We start from the raw sequence: 21,480 nt of genomic DNA on the forward strand, positions 1-21,480 counted from the left end.
ATAAGGCGGAGCTAAACGTAAGTTTCAAACAACTGTTTGATCGACGGCCGCCAAGTGCGGGTCACCCCACAGAACTCACCTAGAGGTTCATCGCAATGCCTGATTACAAAGCCCCCTTGCGTGATATCCGCTTCGTTCGCGACGAGCTGCTCGGCTATGAGGCGCACTATCAGAGCCTGCCGGGTTGCCAGGACGCCACGCCCGACATGGTCGACGCGATCCTCGAAGAAGGCGCGAAGTTCTGTGAGCAGGTGCTGTCGCCACTGAACCGCGTGGGTGACCAGGAAGGCTGCACCTGGAGCGAGTCGGGCGTGAAAACCCCGACTGGTTTCAAAGAGGCCTACGAACAGTTCGTCGAAGGCGGCTGGCCGAGCCTGGCGCATGACGTCGAGCACGGCGGCCAGGGCCTGCCGGAATCGCTGGGCCTGGCCCTGAGCGAAATGGTCGGTGGTTCGAACTGGTCGTGGGGCATGTACCCGGGCCTGTCGCACGGCGCGATGAACACCATCTCTGCGCACGGCACCGCCGAGCAGCAGCACACCTACCTGACCAAGCTGGTATCCGGCGAGTGGACCGGCACCATGTGCCTGACCGAGCCGCACTGCGGTACCGACCTGGGCATGCTGCGCACCAAGGCCGAGCCACAGGCCGACGGCAGCTACAAGGTGTCGGGCACCAAGATCTTCATTTCGGCCGGTGAGCACGACATGGCCGACAACATCGTCCATATCGTCCTGGCCCGCCTGCCGGACGCACCGGCTGGCACCAAGGGCATCTCGCTGTTCATCGTGCCGAAGTTCCTGCCCAACGCCGAAGGTGGTGTGGGCGAGCGCAACGGCGTGAGCTGCGGCTCGATCGAACACAAGATGGGTATCCACGGCAACGCCACCTGCGTGATGAACTTCGACGGCGCTACCGGCTACCTGATCGGCCCGGCCAACAAAGGCCTGAACTGCATGTTCACCTTCATGAACACCGCTCGCCTGGGTACCGCGCTGCAAGGCCTGGCCCACGCCGAAGTAGCGTTCCAGGGTGGCCTGAAGTACGCCCGTGAGCGCCTGCAGATGCGTTCCCTGACCGGCCCGAAAGCACCGGACAAGGCTGCTGACCCGATCATCGTCCACCCGGACGTGCGTCGCATGCTGCTGACCATGAAGGCCTTCGCCGAAGGCAACCGCGCGATGGTGTACTTCACTGCCAAGCAGGTGGACATCGTCAAGTACAGCCAGGATGAAGAAGAGCGCAAGAAGGCCGATGCCCTGCTGGCGTTCCTGACCCCGATCGCCAAGGCGTTCATGACCGAGGTCGGCTTCGAAGCCGCCAACCACGGCGTGCAGATCTACGGTGGCCACGGCTTCATCGCCGAGTGGGGCATGGAGCAGAACGTGCGCGACAGCCGCATTTCCATGCTGTACGAAGGCACCACCGGCATTCAGGCCCTGGACCTGCTCGGCCGCAAGGTGCTGATGACCCAGGGCGAAGCGCTGAAGGGCTTCACCAAGATCGTGCACAAGTTCTGCCAGGCGCAGGAAGGCAACGAAGCGGTCAAGGAGTTCGTCGAACCGCTGGCGGCGCTGAACAAGGAATGGGGCGAGCTGACCATGAAAGTGGGTATGGCCGCCATGAAGGACCGCGAAGAAGTGGGTGCGGCCTCGGTCGATTACCTGATGTATTCCGGCTACGCCTGCCTGGCCTACTTCTGGGCCGACATCGCCCGCCTGGCGGCCGAGAAACTGGCTGCCGGCACCAGCGAAGAAGCGTTCTACACCGCCAAGCTGCAGACCGCGCGCTTCTACTTCCAGCGCATCCTGCCGCGTACCCGTACCCACGTGGCGACCATGCTGTCGGGTGCCAACAACCTGATGGCGATGGACGAAGAGCACTTCGGCCTGTCGTACTGATCCTGCCGCTGTAAACCAAACCCGCCTGCCCTCACCGGCAGGCGGGTTTTTACATTCTGGAAAGCTGAACGCTATCCCCTGTGGGAGCGGCCTTGCGTCGCGAAAGGGTTGCGTAGCAACCCCGGCAATTTCGGCAGTGATACAAAAAGCTGGGGCCGCTTCGCGCCCCTTTCGCGACGCAAGGCCGCTCCCACAATGATCGCGTGCACGCCGGAATTTCCTGTTCATTCCATCCGCATATTCAACTGTTCATGTGCACTGCCGATGAAGTAAGGGCACAATGCCACCATTGATCTGCCGGGTTGGAGATTACCCTTGTTTCGTTTTAACGCTGTTCGCGCGAGCCACTTCCTGCCTTCGCTGATTCTTTTGCTGGCAGGCCTCGCCGCGGCCTATGTGAGAGACCTCAGTGTCTTTTTCACATCGCTGTTCAACGTCCTGCCCACCTTGGTCCTGCTGCTGGGCGGAGCCTACTGTGCGGTGTACCGTCGTCAGCGCGAGCTGTTCCTGATGCTCACGGTGTACATCGCCTACTACCTGCTCGACACCCAGACCGACTTCTACCGTGACCATGGCCGCGTGCGCGAGGACGCGGCGGTGATCTTCCACCTGGTGTGCCTGCTGCTGCCCACCCTGTTCGGGCTGTATGGTGCCTGGCAGGAGCGCACCCACCTGCTGCAGGACCTGGTCGCCCGTGGCGCCGTGCTGTTTGCCGTGGGCAGCGTGGCAGTGGCCCTGGAGCAAAGCTACCCCGAAGCGCTGCTGACCTGGTTGGCGGAAATCCGCTGGCCAACTTTGCATGGCCAGTGGATGAGCCTGATCCAGATGGTCTACCCGCTGTTCCTCGGCGTATTCATCCTGCTGGTGGTGCAATACCTGCGTGCGCCACGGCCGCTGCATGCTGCGCAGGTGATGGGCCTGCTGGGCATTTTCTGGATGCTGCCGCAAACCTTCATTCTGCCGTTCACCCTGAACATCATGTGCAGCCAGGTGATGCTGATGATCGCCGCAGCGGTGGCGCACGAGGCCTACCAGATGGCCTTCCGCGACGAGCTGACCGGCCTGCCGGGGCGCCGTGCGCTGAACGAGCGCATGCAGCGCCTGGGGCGCAACTATGTGATCGCCATGACCGATGTCGACCACTTCAAGAAATTCAACGACACCCACGGCCACGACGTCGGCGACCAGGTGCTGCGCCTGGTTGCCAGCCGCCTGTCCAAGGTCACCGGGGGTGGCCGCGCATACCGCTATGGCGGCGAGGAATTCGCCTTGGTGTTTGCTGGCAAGACCGCCGAGGAATGCGTGCCGCACGTGGAGGCCGTGCGCGAAGTGATCGCCAACTACGTGATGCACCTGCGCGACCAGCACAACCGCCCGCAGGACGATACCACCGGGCGCCAACGGCGGGCGGGCAGCAGTGGCGGCACGGTGTCGGTCACCATCAGCATCGGCGTGGCCGAGCGCCAGGCCGATCATCGTAACCCCGAAGCCGTGCTGAAATCCGCCGACCAGGCGCTGTACAGCGCCAAGGGCGCGGGGCGCAATTGTGTCATGGTGCATGGGCAACAATCGCAGCGAGGGGCAGTACGCACGGCGTGACCGAAATAGACTGTACGGTCTAGTGATGACCCTATGTCTCGTAAAAGTTGTTCGGTTACACTGCCTGCAACCCAGTGTCGCGGTTCCCCGAGACCGCCCCGACCCGACTAGCGAGAGGTTGTCATGGCTGAATATAAAGCGCCCCTGCGCGACATGCGCTTCGTACTGAATGAAGTGTTCAACGTGGCCGAGCAGTGGGCGCAGTTGCCCGGGCTGGCCGAGGTTGTCGATGCCGACACGGCCATGGCGGTGCTGGAAGAAGCCGGCAAGGTCACTGCCAGATCCATTGCGCCGCTCAGCCGCGCTGCGGATGAAGAGGGTTGCCACTGGGACAACGGCGCGGTGCGCACACCGGCCGGTTTCATCGACGCCTACAACACCTATGCCGAAGGCGGTTGGGTGGGCGTGGGCGGCGACCCGCTGTTCGGCGGCATGGGCATGCCCAAGGTCATCTCGGCCCAGGTCGAGGAAATGGTCAACGCCTCCAGCCTGTCCTTCGGCCTGTACCCGATGCTCACTGCCGGCGCCTGCCTGTCGATCAATGCCCACGCCAGTGAAGCGCTGAAGGAAAAGTACCTGCCGAACATGTACGCCGGCGTGTGGGCCGGTTCCATGTGCCTGACCGAGCCGCACGCCGGTACCGACCTGGGCATCATCCGCACCAAGGCCGAGCCCCAGGCCGACGGCAGCTACAAGGTCAGCGGCACCAAGATTTTCATCACCGGCGGCGAGCACGACCTGACCGAGAACATCATCCACCTGGTGCTGGCCAAGCTGCCGGACGCACCGGCGGGGCCGAAAGGCATTTCGCTGTTCCTGGTGCCGAAGTTCCTGGTCAATGAAGACGGCAGCCTGGGGGCGCGCAACCCGGCCACCTGTGGCTCGATCGAGCACAAGATGGGCATCCAGGCCTCGGCCACTTGCGTGATGAACTTCGACGAAGCGGTCGGCTATATCGTCGGTGAGCCGAACAAGGGCCTGGCGGCCATGTTCACCATGATGAACTACGAGCGCCTGGGTGTTGGTATCCAGGGCCTGGCTTCGGCCGAGCGCTCCTACCAGAATGCCGTGGAGTACGCCCGCGATCGCCTGCAAAGCCGCGCCCCGACCGGGCCGCAAGCCAAGGACAAGGCCGCTGACCCGATCATCGTCCACCCGGACGTGCGCCGCATGCTGCTGACCATGAAGGCGCTGATCGAGGGTGGCCGTGCCTTCTCCAGCTACGTGGCCATGCAGCTGGACAGTGCCAAGTACAGCGAAGACCCCGCCGTGCGCAAGCGCAGCGAAGAGCTGGTGGCACTGCTGACGCCGGTGGCCAAGGCCTTCCTCACCGACCTGGGCCTGGAGTGCGCGGTGCACGGCCAGCAGGTGTTCGGCGGGCATGGCTACATTCGCGAATGGGGGCAGGAGCAATTGGTGCGCGATGTGCGTATCACGCAGATCTACGAAGGCACCAACGGCATCCAGGCCCTCGACCTGATGGGGCGCAAGGTGGTGGCCAGTGGTGGGGCGTACTACCGGCTGTTCTCCGACGAGATTCGCCAGTTCATTGCCAGCGCGGGTAGCGAGCTGGATGAATTTGCCAAGCCGTTGGCTGCCTATCTCGATCAGCTCGACGGGCTGACCGAGTGGGTGCTGGAACACGCCAAGGGTAACCCGAACGAGATTGGCGCGGCTTCGGTCGAGTACCTGCATGCCTTTGGTTATGTCGCCTATGCCTACATGTGGGCATTGATGGCGCGGGCGGCGCAGGCGGGTGAGGGGGATGAAGCGTTCTATGCGGGCAAGCTGGGTACGGCGCGGTTCTACTTTGCGCGGTTGCTGCCGCGGGTGGATTCGCTGGTGGCTTCGGTGAAGGCGGGGAGTGAGTCGTTGTACCTGCTGGATGCCGAGCAGTTCTGACATTTTTGGGGCTGCTACGCAGCCCTTTCGCCGGCAAGCCAGCTCCCACCTCGACCGCATTGGCTTCAAGTCATGTGCAGTACCTGTGGGAGCTGGCTTGCCGGCGAAAGGGCCGGTACAGGCGACAGATTTGCCAAATTTGGGAATGAATCCCCTTTGTAAGCTTTTTCCTACACGACGCGGTGACTTTTCACCACTGTTCTCAGATTGGATCCACGGCTATTCTTTACCACATGGACGTTGCGCAGGAAGCGCAAAGGACAGATCACGGATGACGACGAAGGACCACCTGCCAGGATGGCGGGGCGATACGGATGTCACAGGGAAACAGTCTGGAAAACCCCGCTTCGGCGGGGTTTTCTTTGTGCGCGTGTTTTTCAGCCCAGCACATCCAGCGGTGATGCACCCAACAGGCGGGCGTCCGTCTCTTCCTCCAGCAGCGTGCGCAGCAGCTCCACAGAGGCCTGCTGGCGCTGGGCATCGCGGAACACCAAGCCAACCTTCAGCGGTACCCGCGGCTCGCTCAACGGCTTCCACAGCAGCCCCTGGTCATCCTCGGCGGCCTCCTTGGCCCGCCCCGGCAGGATGGTGGCCAGCGCGGTATGGGCCAGGCTGTCGAGAATCCCCGCCATGTTGTTCATCTCTGCCTGCACCTGCGGCCGACGCCCCTGGCTGGCCAGCTGCGCCTGCCAGATCTGGCGGATCTGGAACTCCTCGCCCAGCATCAGCATGGGCAGCTCGGCGGCCTGGCGGATGGACACCTTCTTGAAGTCCTTCAGCGGGTGGGTAGCGGGGATGACCAGTTGCAGCTCATCTTCGTACAGCAACAGACCATGCAGCCCCGGCTGGCGTGGCGGCAGGTAGCTGATACCGATGTCCAGGCTGCCATTGAGCAAGCGCCGTTCGATCTCCAGCCCCGACAGTTCGTAGATCTGCACCACAAGGTGCGGCTGTGCCCTGCGCAGGCGTTCGAGCAGCTGCGGCACCAGGCTCGGTCGCACGGTCTGCAGTACGCCGATGGCCAAAGTACGCAGCGACTGGCCCTTGAAGTTGCGCATGGCCTCGTGGGCTCGCTGCAGGCCGTCGAGCAGCGGCAGGGCGTGGTTGTACAGGGTGTGGGCGGCCAGAGTCGGCAGCAGCCGCTTGTTGCTGCGTTCGAACAGGCTCAGGTCGAGGCTGTGCTCCAGCTGGCGGATCTGCTGGGAAAGCGCTGGCTGGGACAGCGACAGGCGCTCGGCGGCGCGGCCCACGTGGCCTTCTTCATACACCGCGACGAAATAACGCAGTTGGCGGAAATCCATAAGTGACACTTATCAAAAATGCTGGAAAAACGAAATGGTCGAAAACCCTCGCGAGGCCTAGTCTATCGCCGTATTCCAACGGGTTACAGCGATGAATCGGTCGATTGTTACCCCGGATGAAAAACACTTTTGATAGGCAAGGCAAAATATCGAGTGCCGGCACCCAGACCGCACCGTGGCCGCCCCTGTCGTGATTGGTTGGAGCCCTGATGAACCTGTTCAACCTGCGCCGCCCGGCCCCTGCCGCCGTCGCCGAGCCCAAGCGTGCGCCGGTGATCGTGCCGGAAGCGCCGCAGCTGTCGCGTGAGCGCCTGATGCCCAGCACCGAACGCGCAGCGCAGGTGTTCGTGCGTGGCCAAGGCTCCTGGTTGTGGGACAACGAAGGGCATGCCTACCTGGACTTCACCCAGGGTGGTGCAGTCAACAGCCTGGGCCACAGCCCCAGTGTGCTGGTGAAGGCGCTAGGCAACCAGGCCCAGGCGCTGATCAACCCGGGCTCGGGCTTCCACAGCCGTGGCCTGCTGGGGCTGGTCAACCGCCTGTGCCAGAGCACCGGCAGCGACCAGGCCTACCTGCTCAACAGCGGTGCCGAAGCCTGCGAAGGTGCGATCAAGCTGGCGCGCAAGTGGGGCCAACTGCACCGCAACGGCGCCTATCACATCATTACCGCCAGCCAGGCCTGCCATGGCCGCAGCCTGGGCGCGTTGTCGGCGTCCGACCCGCTGCCATGCAACCGCTGCGAGCCGGGCCTGCCGGGCTTCAGCAAGGTGCCGTTCAACGACTTGGCGGCGCTGCACGCCGAGGTGGACTCGCGCACCGTGGCGATCATGCTCGAGCCGATCCAGGGCGAGGCAGGTGTCATCCCGGCCACGCAGGAATACCTCAAGGGTGTGGAAACGCTGTGCCGCGAACTGGGCATCCTGCTGATCCTCGACGAGGTGCAGACCGGCATTGGCCGCTGTGGTGCGCTGCTGGCCGAGGAAACCTACGGCGTGCGCGCCGACATCATCACCCTGGGCAAGGGCCTGGGCGGTGGCGTGCCGCTGGCGGCCTTGCTGGCCCGGGGCACGGCGTGCTGCGCCGAGCCTGGCGAACTGGAAGGCAGCCACCATGGCAACGCGCTGATGTGCGCCGCCGGCCTGGCCGTGCTGGATACCGTGCTGGAGCCTGGCTTCTTCGCCCTGGTGCAGGACAACGGCCGCCACCTGCGTGAAGGCCTGAGCCGGCTGGCCGGGCGCTATGGCCAGGGCGAAGTGCGCGGGCAAGGCCTGCTGTGGGCCCTGCAGATGAAAGAAAACCTGGCCCGCGAGCTGGTGGCGGCAGCCCTGCACGAAGGCCTGTTGCTCAACGCACCGCAGGCGGATGTGGTGCGTTTTTCGCCAGCGCTGACCGTGAGCAAGGGCAACATCGACGAAATGCTGCTGCGCCTGGCCCGTGCCTTTGCCCGCCTGCACGCCCAGCAGCAGGCCCGCCGCGAAATGCCAGCCTAGCGGCCTGGTGACATCGAGAATTCTACGAACCGTCTGGCGTTCCTGCGCATCGCCCTTGGCCTGTTTCATTCGGCCCGGGGCGTTTTTTTTTGCCTGTTGAACCTCTGTGGCGGGCGGCTAGTCTCTGATGTAACCCCTTCAGGAGAGACTCGCATGGACTTTATACGCATCATCATCGCCATCATCCTGCCACCGCTGGGCGTGTTCCTGCAGGTGGGGTTTGGCGGGGCGTTCTGGCTGAATATCTTGCTGACCTTGCTGGGGTACATTCCGGGGATCGTGCATGCGGTGTATATCATCGCCAAGCGTTAGCCTAAACAGGGCCTCATCGCCGGCAAGCCGGGCTCCCACAGGACTGCGTAGCGCTCAAGGCCTGTGTAATACCTGTGGGAGCTGGCTTGCCGGCGATTGGGCTGCAAAGCAGCCCCAAGATGCTCAGCCCCCCAACACCCGGCAATAGAATTTCCATTCTTCTTCCAGCGCATGCGCCAGGTTCTCCGCCTTGCGGAACCCATGACGCTCCCCCGCATAGAAGTGCCCTTCGGCCTCTATCCCGTTAGCCTGCAGCGCCGCCAGCATCGACCGCGTCTGCTCCGGCACCACCACCGCATCCAGTTCGCCCTGGAAGAAAATCACCGGCACCTTGATCTGCCCCGCATGCAGCAGCGGTGTACGCTGGCGATAGCGCTCGGCATCCTGCAGCGGGTCGCCGATCAGCCAGTCGAGGTAATCCCCTTCGAACTTGTGGGTGGCCCGGCCCAGGGCAACCGGGTCGCTGACCCCGTACAGGCTGGCGCCGGCGCGGAACACATCATGGAACGCCAGGGCGCACAGGGTGGTGTAGCCGCCCGCGCTACCGCCGCGGATGAACGCCTTGCGGCTGTCGATCAGCCCACGTCCGGCCAGGTATTCCACCGCCGCGCAAGCATCGGCCACATCGCTTTCGCCCCAGCGCAGATGCAAGGCCTGGCGGTATTCACGGCCATAGCCGGTGCTGCCCCGGTAGTTCAGGTCGGCGACGGCGAAGCCGCGTTGGGTCCAGTACTGGATGCGCGGGTCGAGCACGGGATAACAGGCCGAAGTCGGCCCGCCGTGGATGAACACCACCAGCGGTGCGGCCCCTTGCGACCGGGCTGCTGGGTAGAAGAAGCCATGGGCGCGCTGGCCGTCACTGCCGTAGTGGATCGACTGCGGCAGGCTGATATGCCTTGCCGGCAGCACTTCGGCGCCACCAGCCAATACGCTGACCTCGTGGTTGCTGCGGGCGATGGCGATGACCGCCGGCGGGCTGATCGGCGAGGCGGCAATCGCGTACAGGTGTTCGGCATCCATGGCCAGGCTGCGAAAGCGCGTGTAGGCGCTGGCGAAACGCTCCAGGCGGCCATCGGCAGTACGCAGCCCCAGTTGCCCGAAGCCGTCTTCGAACCAGCTGGCCAGATAGCTTTGTGGCCCCAGCGCCAACCAGGTACTGACGCCCAGTTGCCAGGGTGCCGCGGCGTGGTCCGCGGGCTCGGCAGGCAGGGCCTGCCAGCAGCCATCGACCTCGCCCCAGGGCTGCCAGAAGCCATTGCGGTCAGACAGGCAGTAGAGTCGGCCTTCGCTATCGAAGCGCGGCTGCTGCAGCGATTCGTCAGCGCCGGCCACACATTGCGCGGGCCCCCAGTGGCCACTTGCATCACATGTGCGGCACATCAGCCTGGTGACGGTCCAGGGTTGTGCCGGGCGGTCCCATTCGACCCACGCCAGGCGCTGGCCGTCGGTACTCACCGTAGGCGAGGCATAGAAGTCGGCACCCTCGGCGAGCACTTCGCGGGCTTGTTCACCCAGGGCGACCAAGCGATGCTCGACCCGTTCGCCATGCTGCTCCTCGACCGCCAGCACCATGCCACCATGCCACTGCACATCGCCGTAGCGGCAGCTGGCATCATCGGTCAGTGCGCGCGGTGCTGTGCCTTCCAGGGCCTGGGTATAGACCTGCTGGTCCTTTTCGTTGACGAACAGCAGGCCGTCACCACCCAGGCAAAAACTGCCACCGCCGTATTCGTACACCCGGCTACGCACACTGAAGCCATCGGGGGTCAGGCAGCGGGCCTGCTGGTGCTGCCAGTGCCAGATGCGACAGGCACCATCGGCCGGGCGAAACTCGTTCCAGAACAGCCCCGCGGCGCTGACCTTGAGTTCGGCGAAGTCGGTGCCGGCGGCAACTGCCTGGGCCGCGCTGAACTCAGCCGCGGACGATGACACGGGAGTTTCGTTCATTGCGGAAGGTCATCTCTTCAATGGTGAGCTGGGCGCTTTCCGCCTCCTCGCGGGCCTTGAGGATGATGCCGTGGTCGGCCGACTTGGCGCACACCGGGTCGGCGTTGCTGGCATCGCCGGTGAGCATGAAGGCCTGGCAGCGGCAGCCGCCGAAGTCCTTTTCCTTCTCGTCGCAGGAACGGCAGGGTTCGGGCATCCACTCATAGCCGCGGAAGCGGTTGAAGCCGAACGAGTCGTACCAGATGTGGTGCAGGTCGTGGTCGCGCACGTTGGGGAACTGCACCGGCAGCTGGCGCGCGCCGTGGCAGGGCAGGGCGGTACCGTCCGGGGTGATGGTGAGGAAAAGGCTGCCCCAGCCATTCATGCAGGCCTTGGGGCGCTCCTCGTAGTAGTCCGGGGTGACGAAGATCAGCTTGCACGGGTTGCCCTCGGCCTTGAGCTTGTCCCGGTACTCGTTGGTGATGCGTTCGGCCCGTTCCAGCTGCGCGCGGGTCGGCAGCAGGCCCAGCCGGTTGAGGTGGGCCCAGCCGTAGAACTGGCAGGTGGCAAGCTCGACGAAGTCGGCTTCCAGGGCGATGCACAGCTCGATGATGCGGTCGATCTTGTCGATGTTGTGCCGGTGGGTGACGAAGTTGAGCACCATCGGGTAGCCATGGGCCTTTACCGCACGGGCCATTTCCAGCTTTTGCGCAAAGGCCTTCTTCGAGCCGGCCAGCAGGTTGTTGACCTGCTCGTCGCTGGCCTGGAAGCTGATCTGGATATGGTCCAGGCCGGCCTTCTTGAAGTCGGCGATGCGCGCCTCGGTCAGGCCGATGCCCGAGGTGATCAGGTTGGTGTAGTAGCCCAGCCGGCGGGCCTCGCCGATCAGTTCGGCGAGGTCCTGGCGTACCAGCGGTTCTCCGCCGGAAAAGCCGATTTGCGCGGCACCCATTTCCCGGGCTTCGGCCATCACCTTGAACCACTGCGCGGTGCTCAGCTCCTGGCCCTGGGCGGCGAAGTCCAGCGGGTTGGAGCAGTACGGGCACTGCAGCGGGCAGCGGTAGGTCAGCTCGGCCAGCAGCCACAGCGGCAGGCCGACTGCGGGCATGGGCGGTAACTCAGGCGAGGACGATCCAGTGTTCGGCACGGGCCACCTCCATGAACTGCTCGATGTCATCGGCCACTTCCGGGACACCGGGGAACTGTTGTTCGAGTTCGCTGATGATCGCGGCAACGTCGCGTTGGCCGTCGATCAGGCCACCGATCAGGGCCGCGCTGTCGTTGAGCTTGATCATGCCCTCTGGGTACAGCAGCACATGGCCCTTTTGCGCCGGCTCGTACTGGAAGCGGTAGCCGGGGCGCCAGGCTGGCACTTGATTACGGTCGAAACTCATAGGGTGATCCCTTTGTGCCACACCCGTTCCTGGGTGACGGAGTGATAGGGCGGGCGGTTCAGCTCGTAGGCCATGCTCATGGCGTCGAGCATGCTCCAGAGAATATCCAGCTTGAACTGCAGTATCTCCAGCATACGCTCCTGGCCCGCGCGGGTGGTGTAGTGCTGCAAGGTAATCGCCAGGCCGTGCTCCACGTCACGCCGGGCCTGGCCCAGGCGGGTGCGGAAGTATTCGTAGCCGGCGGGGTCGATCCACGGGTAATGCTGCGGCCAGCTGTCCAGGCGCGACTGGTGGATCTGCGGTGCGAACAGCTCGGTCAGCGAGCTGCTGGCTGCTTCCTGCCAACTGGCCCGGCGGGCGAAGTTGACGTAGGCGTCCACGGCAAAGCGCACACCGGGCAGTACCAGCTCTTGGGAGCGCAGCTGGTCCGGGTCCAGGCCCACGGCCTGGCCCAGGCGCAGCCAGGCTTCGATACCACCGTCCTCGCCGGGCGCGCCATCGTGGTCGAGCAGGCGCTGGATCCACTCGCGGCGCACTTCACGGTCCGGGCAGTTGGCCAGGATCGCGGCATCCTTCATCGGGATGTTGACCTGGTAGTAGAAGCGGTTGGCTACCCAGCCCTGGATCTGTTCGCGGGTGGCGCGACCCTGGTACATCGCCACGTGGTACGGGTGATGAATGTGATAGTAGGCGCCCTTGGCGCGCAGGGCCTGCTCGAATTCGGCAGGGGACATTGGCAGTGCGTCGCTCATTCGGCTGGCTCCTGTATAGCTGAGTCTCGGCGCGATCCCTGTGGGAGCGGGTTTACCCGCGAACACCGGCGAAGCCGGTGCCATACACTGTGTGGGATTCTTCGCGGGTGAACCCGCTCCCACAGGGCCTGTGTTGCTTGTGCAATCTGGCTGTTACAACTCGATACTCATGCCATCAAAGGCCACTTCCACACCCCGGCGCAGCACTTCGGCACGCTCGGGCGAGTCTTCGTCGAGAATCGGGTTGGTGTTGTTGATGTGGATAAGTACCTTGCGCTGGCGCGGGAAGCCGTCCAGCACCTCCAGCATGCCGCCGGGGCCGTTCTGCGCCAGGTGGCCCATCTCGCGGCCGGTGCGGGTGCCCACGCCACGGCGCTGCATTTCATCATCTTCCCACAGGGTGCCGTCGACCAGCAGGCAGTCGGCGTCGTGCATCATCGTCAGCAGCTTGTCGTCCACCTGGCCCAGGCCCGGGGCGTAGAACAGCTTGCCGCCGGTGCGGGTGTCCTCGACCAGCAGGCCAAGGTTGTCGCCCGGGTGCGGGTCGAAGCGGTGCGGCGAGTAGGGCGGCGCGGCGCTGCGCAGGGGGAACGGGGTGAAGCGCAGGTTGGGGCAGGCGTCGATGACGAAGCTGCCTTCCAGCTCGATGCGGTTCCACTGCAGGCCGCCGTTCCAGTGGCTGAGCATGTTGAACAGCGGGAAGCCGGTGGTCAGGTCCTGGTGGACCATGTCGGTGCACCACACCTGGTGCGGGCAGCCTTCGCGCAGGCTGAGCAGGCCGGTGGTGTGGTCGATCTGGCTGTCCAGCAGGATGATGGCGTTGATGCCGGTGTCGCGCAGGGCGCGGGCCGGCTGCATCGGCGCAAAGGCCTGAAGCTGGGCGCGAATGTCGGGCGAGGCATTGCACAGCACCCAGTGCACGCCGTCGTCGGACAGGGCGATGGACGACTGGGTGCGTGGCGTGGCCCGCAGGGTGCCGTCACGCAAGCCCTTGCAGTTGACGCAGTTGCAGTTCCACTGTGGGAACCCGCCGCCGGCGGCGGAACCGAGAACCTGGATGTACATGGCCACTCTCTCTGCAGAAACCGTAGCGAAAAAACGAAAACGCCCCGGCAGGCCGAGGCGTTGAACCGTAAGCCGGGCTTAGCGGTTGGCGAAGTACATGGTGACTTCGAAGCCGATGCGCAGATCAGTGTATGCAGGTTTGGTCCACATGGAATTACTCCTTCCGGATGAGGGGGTGGGTTTGTCAGCTACTACTTGGGTACCGCCATTGGCTGGAGGTTCCCATGGCTGGGATTGCGCTATCTTACAAGAAAAATTTGTACCGAAAGGTTAATTATTCGAAAACTCCGTTGCGGTTTTCGTAACAATCATGGGGTTGAACCCAGCCAGGAAGCATCTGGTGCGGCAGCGTTGGCAAGGCATAGCCAAGTGGAGCCCTTATCGAGCAAGTGGCTCAGCAGCTGGTCCAGATCCGTCTGCCGCGTTTTCAGGATAGACCTGCGCAGCGCATCCAGCCTGCCGGGTTGTGTGGCCAGGAATGTCTGCCACGCCCATTCGGCGACTTCGGCGTTGCCCATCGCCGGTTCATCGAATTGCCCGGCCAGGGCCTGACCAGCGGCAGGGGCCAGGGTGACGCCCTGGCGCAGCAAGGTGAGCAGGTGGTCGAGGATCTGTACCTGGCTGGCATGAGGCGACTGGACCCCGAACAGCAGGCCGCCGACCCCCTCGACCTGACGAAAGGTACTGAATACCGCATAGCCGAGTTGCAATTCTACCCGCAGCCGTTGGTAAACCGGCCCTTGCAGCAATTGGGCGAGCAGGCGGCCAGCGGCTTCCATGGCCGCCGGCAGTGGGCAGAACAGCAGCAGGGCATGCTCACTGCCAGGTACTTCGGCATGTTGCCAACGGTGGCTGGCCCAGGCGGGCAGAGGGCCAGGCGCCGAGCCTTGGCCAGGGCAGTGCTGCAGCACGGTGCCCAATGCGTTCAGGGCGGCATCGTCGAAGCCGGCAGCCAGGCCGTGCCAGCGTGCTTGCTGCCACAGGCTGTCGAGATGCGTCTGTGCCAAGGTGCAGGCCGGAGCAGGTGCAGGCGCGGCGCCCAGAACTGCGTCGGGCAGCTGCTTGAGCAGGGCCCGGATGGGGATCAGTGCCGGAGGCTGCGTCGAACTCGGCAGCCAGCTTCCTGCCGGGGGCTTGAGCATCAGTGCCAAGGCCTGTTCCACAGTGCGCAATACCGCTGCCGGCAGCCCTGCGCAGCGCAGTTGCCAGTATTCGCCAGCGGCACTGAACTGCAACTGCACCGATACGCGCTCGCAGCGCTCTTGCATGGGGTGCAGGGCACGTTCGAGCAGCGCGTGCAGGCGCTGGCGCAACGGTGAAGGGACATGCCAGCGCAGGTACAGCGCCGCGTACTGACGAGCGCCAGGCAGCTGGTCGCTGACCTTCAGTGCCGCTGGCAACGGGTGCGGCCTGGCATCAGGCAAGTCGACCAGGAGCAAGGGGTCAACGGCGGGCAGTTGCCAATGCCCATGTGCGCGGCCCGGCAAGCCTTCCAGCAGGGCACGAAGGGCCTGCAAGCCTTGTGTGTCCAGGCCGGCGAACGGCTGGCCGGCGCTGTCCCGGCGGGCCAGCTCAAGCGCGCTGGCGCTGCGTTCGCGACTTTGCTGCAGCAGCTCGAATTCGGCACTCAATTGCTCAGGGGCGGCCTGACGGATGAAGCCGAACCAGCCCTGCAACAGGGCATCGGCTTCCTCTGGGCAGGCGTCCTCGCTCAGCTTCAGATCAATGTGCCACAGCAACTGCCCGGCGAAGGCATACAGCGCCTCGGCCTTGAAGCCTTGCAGCCAGCCACGCTGGCGAAGCGCATCCAGCCAGGTGCCCGGGCGGCTATCGCCGAGGCAGGCGATCAGCAACTCAAGGGCCTGCTCGGCACCTGCCGGCAGGTTTTCGTGGCTGAACAGCAGGTGCGTGTCGGTCGCCGATAAAGGCGGTGGCAGAGCTTGTGGCACCCGTTCATCCGTTGCGAACAGCTTGGCATGCTGCCGGCCGAGCAATTCCAGTTCATCCAGCGATTGCGGGCCGCACAGGCTCAGGGTGACCTGGCCGCCTTGGTAGAAGCGCTGGTGAAAGCCACCGAGCGCTTGCTGGAAGGCAGGATCCTGCAAGGCCAGGGTGTGCCGGTTACCGGCATGAAAAGCGCCCAATGGATGGCCGGGCGCTGCCGATTGCAGCAAGGCGAACTGCTGCTGGGCCTGAGGGTTGCGCGACCAGGCAATGAACTCGGCATGGATTACTTCGCGTTCGCGGCGTTGGCGCTCGATGCCCAGGTCTGGCTCGGCCAACATCTGGCACAGGCGCTCCAGCCCCCCGGCCAGGGCGCTGGGCGGGACCTCGAAGAAGAAGTCGGTGGTGCGTTCGCGAGTGCTGGCATTGACCTGGCCGCCGAGGGCCTGCACGTAGCGCATCAGGCCGTCGTCCAGAGGGAAGCGCGAGGTGCCGAGGAAGAACAGGTGCTCCAGAAAGTGGGCCAGGCCGGGCCATCTGGTCGGCGCGTCGTGACTGCCCGCGTGCACCCGCAGGGCGGCGGCCGAGCGCTTCAGGCGCGGGGCGTGGCGCAGGGTCAGCTGCAGACCGTTGGCGAGGGTGAGGTGGCGGGTGGCGTCGGGCATGGAAACTCCGGGGCAGGTGTTCATGCTAACCCATTTGTGTTGGCAGGCCTGGCCCTATCGCCGGCAAGCCGGCTCCCACAGGGACTGCACATGCCTTGAAACCGGTGCGGTCGAGGTGGGAGCTGGCTTGCCGGCGAATGGGCCGCACAGCGGCCCCTGTCAGCCTTTACGCAGGTGCAGCTCCTGGCGCAGATCGCTCAGGTAAGGAAACGCCCCCCGCCCCTGCACCACCCGCTCATGCTCCAGCTCCGCCAGCAACTGGCATTCGTCCCGCCCGGCCATGGCCAGGAGGCTGCCATCCGGGCCGATGATGCTGCTCTGCCCGCAATACTGGATCTCGCCTTCCGAGCCGCAGTAGTTGGCATACACCAGGTAGCACTGGTTCTCCTGCGCCCGCGCCCTCACGGTCACCTGGCAGATGAAGTCGTACGGCGACATGTTCGCCGTCGGCACCAGGATCAGCTCGGCGCCGTCCAGCGCCAGGCGCCGGGCATTCTCCGGGAACTCGATGTCGTAGCAGATCAGCAGGCCGACCTTCCAGCCATCCAGGTCCACCACCGGGAAGTGATCGGAACCTGCGCTGAACATCGAGCGGTCCAGCTCGCCGAACAGGTGGGTCTTGCGATAGTTGCTCAGGCTGCGGCCGTGCGCATCGATCAACTGCACGCTGTTGTAGATCGCGCCATCATCGCCACGCTCCGGGTAGCCATAGACGATTGCGATGCGGTGCGCCTGGGCGATCTCCACCACCTCCATGGCCGCCGGGCCATCGACGGCCTCGGCCAGGCGCTCGACCTGGTCCAGGCCGATGTTGTAGCCGGTCAGGAACATCTCCGGGCACACCAGCAAACTGGCGCCGCGTTCGGCCGCCAGTTGCGCCTGGTGGCGCAACCGTTGCAGGTTGCCGGGCACGTCCCGTGGCTTGGGTGCGCCCTGGAACAGAGCGATGCGCATGCTGCCTCCTTGTCTCAGTCCGGCAGGGCGATCGGGCCGATTTCGTCGAACACGTCGCCTGGGCCGGGGTTGTCCGGGTGGGTGCGGCCACCGAAGTGATTCATGATACCCCACACCGCATTCAGCGATGTCTGTACCGCGCCTTCCACCCAGGCCGGCGTCCACGACACATCGTCACCGGCGATGAACATGCCGCGCTGCTCGGCAGGCATGTCCTGCTGCATGAAGTGCGCGTACATGCGCTGGTTGTAGCGGTAGTGCCCAGGCAGCGCGCCCTTGAAGGCGCCGAGGAAGTGCGGGTCGGCTTCCCAGGAAACGGTGATCGGGTCGCCGATGATGTGCCCGGCGATGTCGGTCTTCGGGTAGATCTTCTTCAGTGCATCCAGGGCCAGTTGCACGCGTTTTTCCACCGGGTGCGGCAGCATCTTCAGCGCGTCGCTCATCCACGAGTAGGACAGGCAGATCACCCCCGGCTTGTCGTCACCGTTGTCGAACAAGTAGGTGCCACGGGTGAGGCGATCGGTGAGGGTCATGCTCATCAGGTCGCGGCCGGTTTCCGGGTCCTTGTCCTTCCAGAACGGCCGATCGACCATGACGAAGGTCTTCGACGACTGCATGTAGCGGGTGCGGTCCAGGGCCATCCACATCTTTTGCGAGAACAGCGATTCCTCGCAGTCGATCTGGGTGGTCAGCAGCCAGGTCTGGCAGGTGGCGAGCACGGCACTGTAGTGACGGGTGTCGCCCCAGTTGTCGGTGACCGCCAGGCGGCCATCGGCGGCGCGGGCGATGCGCTTGACCCCGGTACGCGGTGCGCCGCCATGCAGCCCGCTCAGGCTTGTGCCTTCCGGCCAATGCACGCAACGCTCCGGTACATGGCGCCAGATGCCTTGCGGTACCTGCTCCACACCGCCGACTACCAGGTGTTGGTGGTCGTCGCAGTTGGTCATCACCACGCGGAAGATTTCCAGCATCGAGTTGGGGAAGTCCGAGTCCCAGCCGCCGGTGCCGAAGCCGACCTGGCCGAACACTTCGCGGTGCTGGAAGCTCAGCTGGGCGAACGAGCGCGAGGTGGCGACGAAGTCGTAGAAGGTGCGGTCGTCCCACAGCGGTACCAGCTTGTTCCACAGCTCTTTCAGGCGCGGTACGTCACGGTCGCGGATGGCCTGCTGGATGTCGGCGAACCGGGCACCGCTTTCCAGCGCGTCGGCCCAGGCATCGGCCACTTCGTGGAACAGCTTGGGCAGGTCGGTGGGTTTTTCGGCGTAGTAGGTCTGGCCTTCCAGGTCGATCACCGTGCTGCCCGAGGCCGGGGTCAGCGGGTTGGGGAACGGTTTGGTCTCCAGGCCCAGCTTGTCCACGTAGTGGTAAAAGGCAGTGGACGACACCGGGAAGCGCATGCCACCCAGTTCGGCGATGATCCCGTCGGTGCCGTTGAAGGTTTGCGAGCGCAGCCGGCCACCCAGCTTGGATGCTTCGTATACCACCGGCTTGAGGCCCAGCTTCATCAGCTCGTAGGCTGCCACCAGGCCGGCGATACCGGCGCCCACGATTGCCACTTCCTCACCATGGCGCTCGGCCGGGATGCTGCCCAGCCCTGCGGGGTGTTCCAGCCAGTCGTCGAAGGCGAAGGGGAAGTCCGGGCCGAAGATGGTGACGGGTTTTTTACCATCGGCGGGGTGGCGGTTTTTCTTGTTCATGAAGTGACCTTGCCAGAGAGGCTGCGCAGCGGGCGGAGCCTGAGTATAGGAGATGCCTGGGGGCCATTTTAGGGAGTGGGGTGTTCGTTATTAAGGTGCAGATTGTTGTCTGAATGTAGCTTGTATCGTCGAAATAGTACTATTTAGGCGCATTACGACGAAGCAGGCGATTGACTAATCCAAGAGTGGAACCGGTCTATGTGGGAGCGGGTTTACCCGCGAATGCTGCAGTGAATCTACCGACGCATTCGCGGGTAAACCCGCTCCCACAGGGGGCTGTGTTGCCCTTGCCATGCGGTCGATCAGACATTGCCTACACCCATGCCATGAAATAGGGAATTACCCTACGCCCTCTACCGCCTCGGTCTGGCATCGCGGGAATCGCTTCATCGTTAACTTCACTGGGTCGCCGGAAATTCGGCGATCGGGCGTGAGAACCCGCGGACCATTCTGGAGGCGCACTGCTATGGCAGCTGTGCGCGGGCAGGCTTTGCCTGGCCGGGTACGCGCCTCCAAGTTCGCCGGTTCTCACCTCGTGCATGGCTGCCACCCAATTCCCGTGAGAAGGATGCGATTGGCCGCCGATCACCCTTGTGATTTGGAGGCTATACCATGACCAAACGCTTACCCGACCAACCCGAAAAACTGAAACCCACCGCAGAAAAAACCTTCTGCAACTGCGAATCCAGCCACCCGCCATTATTCGCCATACGCTCCGGCATCGACGCCGCAGACGCCTTGGTCCACGCCTGCCTGCTGGCCCGTGGTCTCAATCAGATCGCCACCGACTACGCCCAGCATCACGCCCCCGAGCGCAGCCGTGACATCGTCTGGTCGATGCAGCATTCCGCCGAAAGCCTTTCGGCGATTCTGGAAGGCCTGCTCGACGGCCAGGAGGCCTGACCGCCAGCCAGGTTCAGAGCGGCTGCCCGCGGTCCACCTTGCTGCTGAGAATGATCGACGTGGTGGTCTTCTCCACCCCGTCGACACTGCCGATCTGATCAAGCAACTGGTCCAGTTGCTCGGGCGAATCCGTACGCAGCCAGGCCACATAATCGAATTCCCCGCTCACTGCGCACAGCTGCTGCACCTGGCCCATGGCACTCAGGCGCCGCACCACCTCCTTGCCCGAGCGCGGCTGCACCTTGATCCCCACATACGCCTGCAGCCCCCCACCCATCACCCGCTGGCCCAGGCGTACGCCATAGCCGGAGATGACCTTGTTCTTCTCCAACCGCTCCAGGCGCGAGTTGACGGTGGTGCGGGCGATGCCCAGCTGGCGGGCGAGGGTGGCGACGCTTTCGCGGGCGTTTATCTGCAGCAGGGCGATCAGCTGGCGATCGATTTCATCCAGCGTGATGGAGCGGGAATCCGACATGGCGAGTCTCTACGGTTGACCCGCTAGCCTAGCCAGCCAGTGCTGGCCAGAGCAAGGGCAGTCACGGCTGGCTGCGCTGACGCGGTCCAATCTGGGGCGACCTGATGATCGGGGCGATGTCGCTGGGCACGCAGGACTTTACGGCGGGTATGACCTTCTGCAATCGGCGGCAGGCTGAGACGCGGTCGAGAGGGGAATAACCAAAAGAGTTACATTTTTGGGGCTGTGAACAGATTGGTCGGATGGTACTGTTTGGTGCAACCATTGCACTATATGATGAGCTCATGCCCACGATCCATCGATTATCCAATTGCGTAATCTATCTCTACGCAAACGACCATCTACCACCGCATTTCCATCTGCGTTTCAGTGATGGCCGTCAGGCACTGATTGGGATCAATGACCTGTCCCCGCTGGCCGGTTTCGGTGGTTCACGGGTTTCCTTGCGCGAGATGAGCGAGGCGCTTGAATGGGCTTCGCGGAACAGGGCTCGACTACTAGCAATGTGGGAGGAGCTGAATCCATGACCAACAAACATTTTCAACTCACAGAGGTGGCCGTCACTGCCCCTTGCACCTTGCTACTGACTTTTGCGGATGGGCAGCAATTCACCGTGGCGCTGGATGAAATCATTGAGAAGCACGCGACTCTGGGCCCGCTTGCGGATCCCAAGGTATTTGCAACGGCTGCGATTGGTGAGTGGCAAGACACAGTCATCTGGGCCAATGACGACAGTCTTGAACTTGCTGCGGACAACCTGCGCGCACGGGCGGTGGAGCAGGCAGGGGAGTGTTCACATGAGCTCATCTGGAACTGGATGGCTAAGCATGAGCTGACATTGGATCGCGCAGCTCGGGAATTGGGCTTGAGCAGGCGCATGTTGGCTTACTATCGTAGTGGAGAAAAGCCTGTGCCGAGGACGGTCGCTTTGGCGATGAAGGGATGGGAAGCACTTCGAATGGCTGACATGGAAGTGAGCCGTGCGCCCTATCACCTGCCTGGAAGCTTCGCAAATGAGGCGGCCGGGCATGCCCCGAAGAAGCGAGCGTGATTCACCGCCTGAACACAGACAAAAAAAGCCGCGCAATCGCGCGGCTTTTTTCGCATCTGGTGGGCCCACACGGACTCGAACCGTGGACCAAAGGATTATGAGTCCTCTGCTCTAACCGACTGAGCTATAGGCCCTCAGTAAGTGGCCGG

General features: G+C 63.9%; 19 protein-coding genes and 1 tRNA gene. 8 read left to right on the forward strand and 12 right to left on the reverse strand.

Annotated features, from left to right (window positions below):
- Positions 1-95 precede the first annotated feature (95 nt).
- From ABX298_RS12475 to ABX298_RS12485, 3 genes are all read left to right on the forward strand, one after another.
- Complete coding sequence (locus tag ABX298_RS12475; protein WP_085664092.1) at positions 96-1,901, forward strand: phenylacyl-CoA dehydrogenase; 1,806 nt, start codon at positions 96-98, stop codon at positions 1,899-1,901.
- A gap of 315 nt (positions 1,902-2,216) precedes the next feature.
- Complete coding sequence (locus ABX298_RS12480; protein ID WP_025337436.1) at positions 2,217-3,500, forward strand: diguanylate cyclase; 1,284 nt, start codon at positions 2,217-2,219, stop codon at positions 3,498-3,500.
- A 123-nt stretch (positions 3,501-3,623) separates the two neighbouring features.
- Entirely contained in the window at positions 3,624-5,402 is a 1,779-nt protein-coding gene (locus tag ABX298_RS12485) for an acyl-CoA dehydrogenase C-terminal domain-containing protein (RefSeq protein ID WP_367394449.1), read from the forward strand.
- 377 nt (positions 5,403-5,779) lie between these two features.
- On the opposite strand, the gene ABX298_RS12490 is transcribed toward ABX298_RS12485, so the two are convergent.
- A complete protein-coding gene (locus ABX298_RS12490; protein WP_004375209.1) occupies positions 5,780-6,703 on the reverse strand; it encodes a LysR family transcriptional regulator in 924 nt (307 codons plus the stop codon).
- Between the two features lie 209 nt (positions 6,704-6,912).
- Here ABX298_RS12490 and ABX298_RS12495 point away from each other — a divergent pair, with 209 nt between their 5' ends.
- Both ABX298_RS12495 and ABX298_RS12500 read left to right on the forward strand, forming a co-directional pair.
- The gene (locus ABX298_RS12495; RefSeq protein WP_075044394.1) at positions 6,913-8,193 is read left to right on the forward strand and encodes an aspartate aminotransferase family protein; all 1,281 of its coding nucleotides are present in this window, start codon (positions 6,913-6,915) and stop codon (positions 8,191-8,193) included.
- Positions 8,194-8,346: 153 nt separating this feature from the next.
- Positions 8,347-8,505: a YqaE/Pmp3 family membrane protein gene (locus tag ABX298_RS12500; RefSeq protein ID WP_009681539.1), complete on the forward strand. Its 159-nt coding sequence runs from the start codon at positions 8,347-8,349 to the stop codon at positions 8,503-8,505.
- A gap of 123 nt (positions 8,506-8,628) precedes the next feature.
- Here ABX298_RS12500 and ABX298_RS12505 read toward each other — a convergent pair whose 3' ends face one another.
- The 9 genes from ABX298_RS12505 to ABX298_RS12545 form a co-directional block, all read right to left on the reverse strand.
- Complete coding sequence (locus ABX298_RS12505) at positions 8,629-10,452, reverse strand: S9 family peptidase (RefSeq protein WP_075044395.1); 1,824 nt, start codon at positions 10,450-10,452, stop codon at positions 8,629-8,631.
- Positions 10,418-11,539: a pyrroloquinoline quinone biosynthesis protein PqqE gene (pqqE, locus tag ABX298_RS12510; protein WP_162276775.1), complete on the reverse strand. Its 1,122-nt coding sequence runs from the start codon at positions 11,537-11,539 to the stop codon at positions 10,418-10,420. Before pqqE ends, ABX298_RS12505 begins: the two co-directional genes overlap by 35 nt.
- Positions 11,540-11,549: 10 nt before the next feature.
- A complete protein-coding gene (gene pqqD, locus ABX298_RS12515) occupies positions 11,550-11,825 on the reverse strand; it encodes a pyrroloquinoline quinone biosynthesis peptide chaperone PqqD (RefSeq protein WP_004375207.1) in 276 nt (91 codons plus the stop codon).
- Complete coding sequence (gene pqqC, locus ABX298_RS12520; RefSeq protein ID WP_003255592.1) at positions 11,822-12,577, reverse strand: pyrroloquinoline-quinone synthase PqqC; 756 nt, start codon at positions 12,575-12,577, stop codon at positions 11,822-11,824. The genes pqqD and pqqC overlap by 4 nt, the downstream gene beginning before the upstream one ends.
- A 153-nt stretch (positions 12,578-12,730) precedes the next feature.
- Positions 12,731-13,642, reverse strand: a complete 912-nt coding sequence (gene pqqB / locus ABX298_RS12525) for a pyrroloquinoline quinone biosynthesis protein PqqB (RefSeq protein ID WP_075044397.1) — start codon at positions 13,640-13,642, stop codon at positions 12,731-12,733.
- A gap of 78 nt (positions 13,643-13,720) precedes the next feature.
- On the reverse strand, positions 13,721-13,792 hold the full coding sequence (gene pqqA, locus ABX298_RS12530) for a pyrroloquinoline quinone precursor peptide PqqA (protein WP_003243383.1): 72 nt from the start codon (positions 13,790-13,792) through the stop codon (positions 13,721-13,723).
- A 158-nt stretch (positions 13,793-13,950) separates the two neighbouring features.
- Positions 13,951-16,251 carry a pyrroloquinoline quinone biosynthesis protein PqqF gene (gene pqqF, locus ABX298_RS12535; RefSeq protein ID WP_367394450.1) on the reverse strand — a complete coding sequence of 767 codons (2,301 nt, stop codon included), beginning with the start codon at positions 16,249-16,251 and terminating at the stop codon, positions 13,951-13,953.
- Between the two features lie 159 nt (positions 16,252-16,410).
- A complete protein-coding gene (locus ABX298_RS12540) occupies positions 16,411-17,205 on the reverse strand; it encodes a carbon-nitrogen hydrolase family protein (RefSeq protein ID WP_367394451.1) in 795 nt (264 codons plus the stop codon).
- Between the two features lie 14 nt (positions 17,206-17,219).
- Positions 17,220-18,902 carry an NAD(P)/FAD-dependent oxidoreductase gene (locus ABX298_RS12545; RefSeq protein WP_013970572.1) on the reverse strand — a complete coding sequence of 561 codons (1,683 nt, stop codon included), beginning with the start codon at positions 18,900-18,902 and terminating at the stop codon, positions 17,220-17,222.
- Between the two features lie 612 nt (positions 18,903-19,514).
- Here ABX298_RS12545 and ABX298_RS12550 point away from each other — a divergent pair.
- A complete protein-coding gene (locus ABX298_RS12550; RefSeq protein ID WP_075044400.1) occupies positions 19,515-19,805 on the forward strand; it encodes a hypothetical protein in 291 nt (96 codons plus the stop codon).
- Positions 19,806-19,818: 13 nt separating this feature from the next.
- On the opposite strand, the gene ABX298_RS12555 is transcribed toward ABX298_RS12550, so the two are convergent.
- Positions 19,819-20,280, reverse strand: a complete 462-nt coding sequence (locus ABX298_RS12555) for an Lrp/AsnC family transcriptional regulator (RefSeq protein WP_015268712.1) — start codon at positions 20,278-20,280, stop codon at positions 19,819-19,821.
- 284 nt (positions 20,281-20,564) lie between these two features.
- On the opposite strand from ABX298_RS12555, the gene ABX298_RS12560 reads away from it, so the two are divergent.
- Together ABX298_RS12560 and ABX298_RS12565 are read left to right on the forward strand one after the other, a co-directional pair.
- Positions 20,565-20,807 carry a DUF4160 domain-containing protein gene (locus ABX298_RS12560; RefSeq protein WP_075046929.1) on the forward strand — a complete coding sequence of 81 codons (243 nt, stop codon included), beginning with the start codon at positions 20,565-20,567 and terminating at the stop codon, positions 20,805-20,807.
- A complete protein-coding gene (locus ABX298_RS12565; protein ID WP_075044401.1) occupies positions 20,804-21,331 on the forward strand; it encodes a DUF2442 domain-containing protein in 528 nt (175 codons plus the stop codon). Before ABX298_RS12560 ends, ABX298_RS12565 begins: the two co-directional genes overlap by 4 nt.
- A gap of 57 nt (positions 21,332-21,388) precedes the next feature.
- Here ABX298_RS12565 and ABX298_RS12570 read toward each other — a convergent pair.
- Positions 21,389-21,465, reverse strand: a tRNA-Ile gene (locus tag ABX298_RS12570).
- Between the last annotated feature and the right edge of the window lie 15 nt (positions 21,466-21,480).

The organism is Pseudomonas sp. X4 (assembly GCF_040784925.1).
In the GTDB taxonomy this organism is placed as follows: Bacteria; Pseudomonadota; Gammaproteobacteria; order Pseudomonadales; family Pseudomonadaceae; genus Aquipseudomonas; species Aquipseudomonas putida_Z.

Coding starts and splice junctions, on each gene's coding strand:
- pqqD (WP_004375207.1), bottom strand. CDS start 11,825: ATGAGTTTCGACCGTAATCAAGTGCCAGCCTGGCGCCCCGGCTACCGC.
- ABX298_RS12505 (WP_075044395.1), bottom strand. CDS start 10,452: ATGAACGAAACTCCCGTGTCATCGTCCGCGGCTGAGTTCAGCGCGGCC.
- pqqE (WP_162276775.1), bottom strand. CDS start 11,539: ATGCCCGCAGTCGGCCTGCCGCTGTGGCTGCTGGCCGAGCTGACCTAC.
- ABX298_RS12565 (WP_075044401.1), top strand. CDS start 20,804: ATGACCAACAAACATTTTCAACTCACAGAGGTGGCCGTCACTGCCCCT.
- ABX298_RS12545 (WP_013970572.1), bottom strand. CDS start 18,902: ATGAACAAGAAAAACCGCCACCCCGCCGATGGTAAAAAACCCGTCACC.
- pqqC (WP_003255592.1), bottom strand. CDS start 12,577: ATGAGCGACGCACTGCCAATGTCCCCTGCCGAATTCGAGCAGGCCCTG.
- ABX298_RS12540 (WP_367394451.1), bottom strand. CDS start 17,205: ATGCGCATCGCTCTGTTCCAGGGCGCACCCAAGCCACGGGACGTGCCC.
- ABX298_RS12490 (WP_004375209.1), bottom strand. CDS start 6,703: ATGGATTTCCGCCAACTGCGTTATTTCGTCGCGGTGTATGAAGAAGGC.
- ABX298_RS12555 (WP_015268712.1), bottom strand. CDS start 20,280: ATGTCGGATTCCCGCTCCATCACGCTGGATGAAATCGATCGCCAGCTG.
- ABX298_RS12560 (WP_075046929.1), top strand. CDS start 20,565: ATGCCCACGATCCATCGATTATCCAATTGCGTAATCTATCTCTACGCA.
- ABX298_RS12495 (WP_075044394.1), top strand. CDS start 6,913: ATGAACCTGTTCAACCTGCGCCGCCCGGCCCCTGCCGCCGTCGCCGAG.
- ABX298_RS12500 (WP_009681539.1), top strand. CDS start 8,347: ATGGACTTTATACGCATCATCATCGCCATCATCCTGCCACCGCTGGGC.
- pqqB (WP_075044397.1), bottom strand. CDS start 13,642: ATGTACATCCAGGTTCTCGGTTCCGCCGCCGGCGGCGGGTTCCCACAG.
- ABX298_RS12475 (WP_085664092.1), top strand. CDS start 96: ATGCCTGATTACAAAGCCCCCTTGCGTGATATCCGCTTCGTTCGCGAC.
- ABX298_RS12485 (WP_367394449.1), top strand. CDS start 3,624: ATGGCTGAATATAAAGCGCCCCTGCGCGACATGCGCTTCGTACTGAAT.
- pqqF (WP_367394450.1), bottom strand. CDS start 16,251: ATGCCCGACGCCACCCGCCACCTCACCCTCGCCAACGGTCTGCAGCTG.
- ABX298_RS12550 (WP_075044400.1), top strand. CDS start 19,515: ATGACCAAACGCTTACCCGACCAACCCGAAAAACTGAAACCCACCGCA.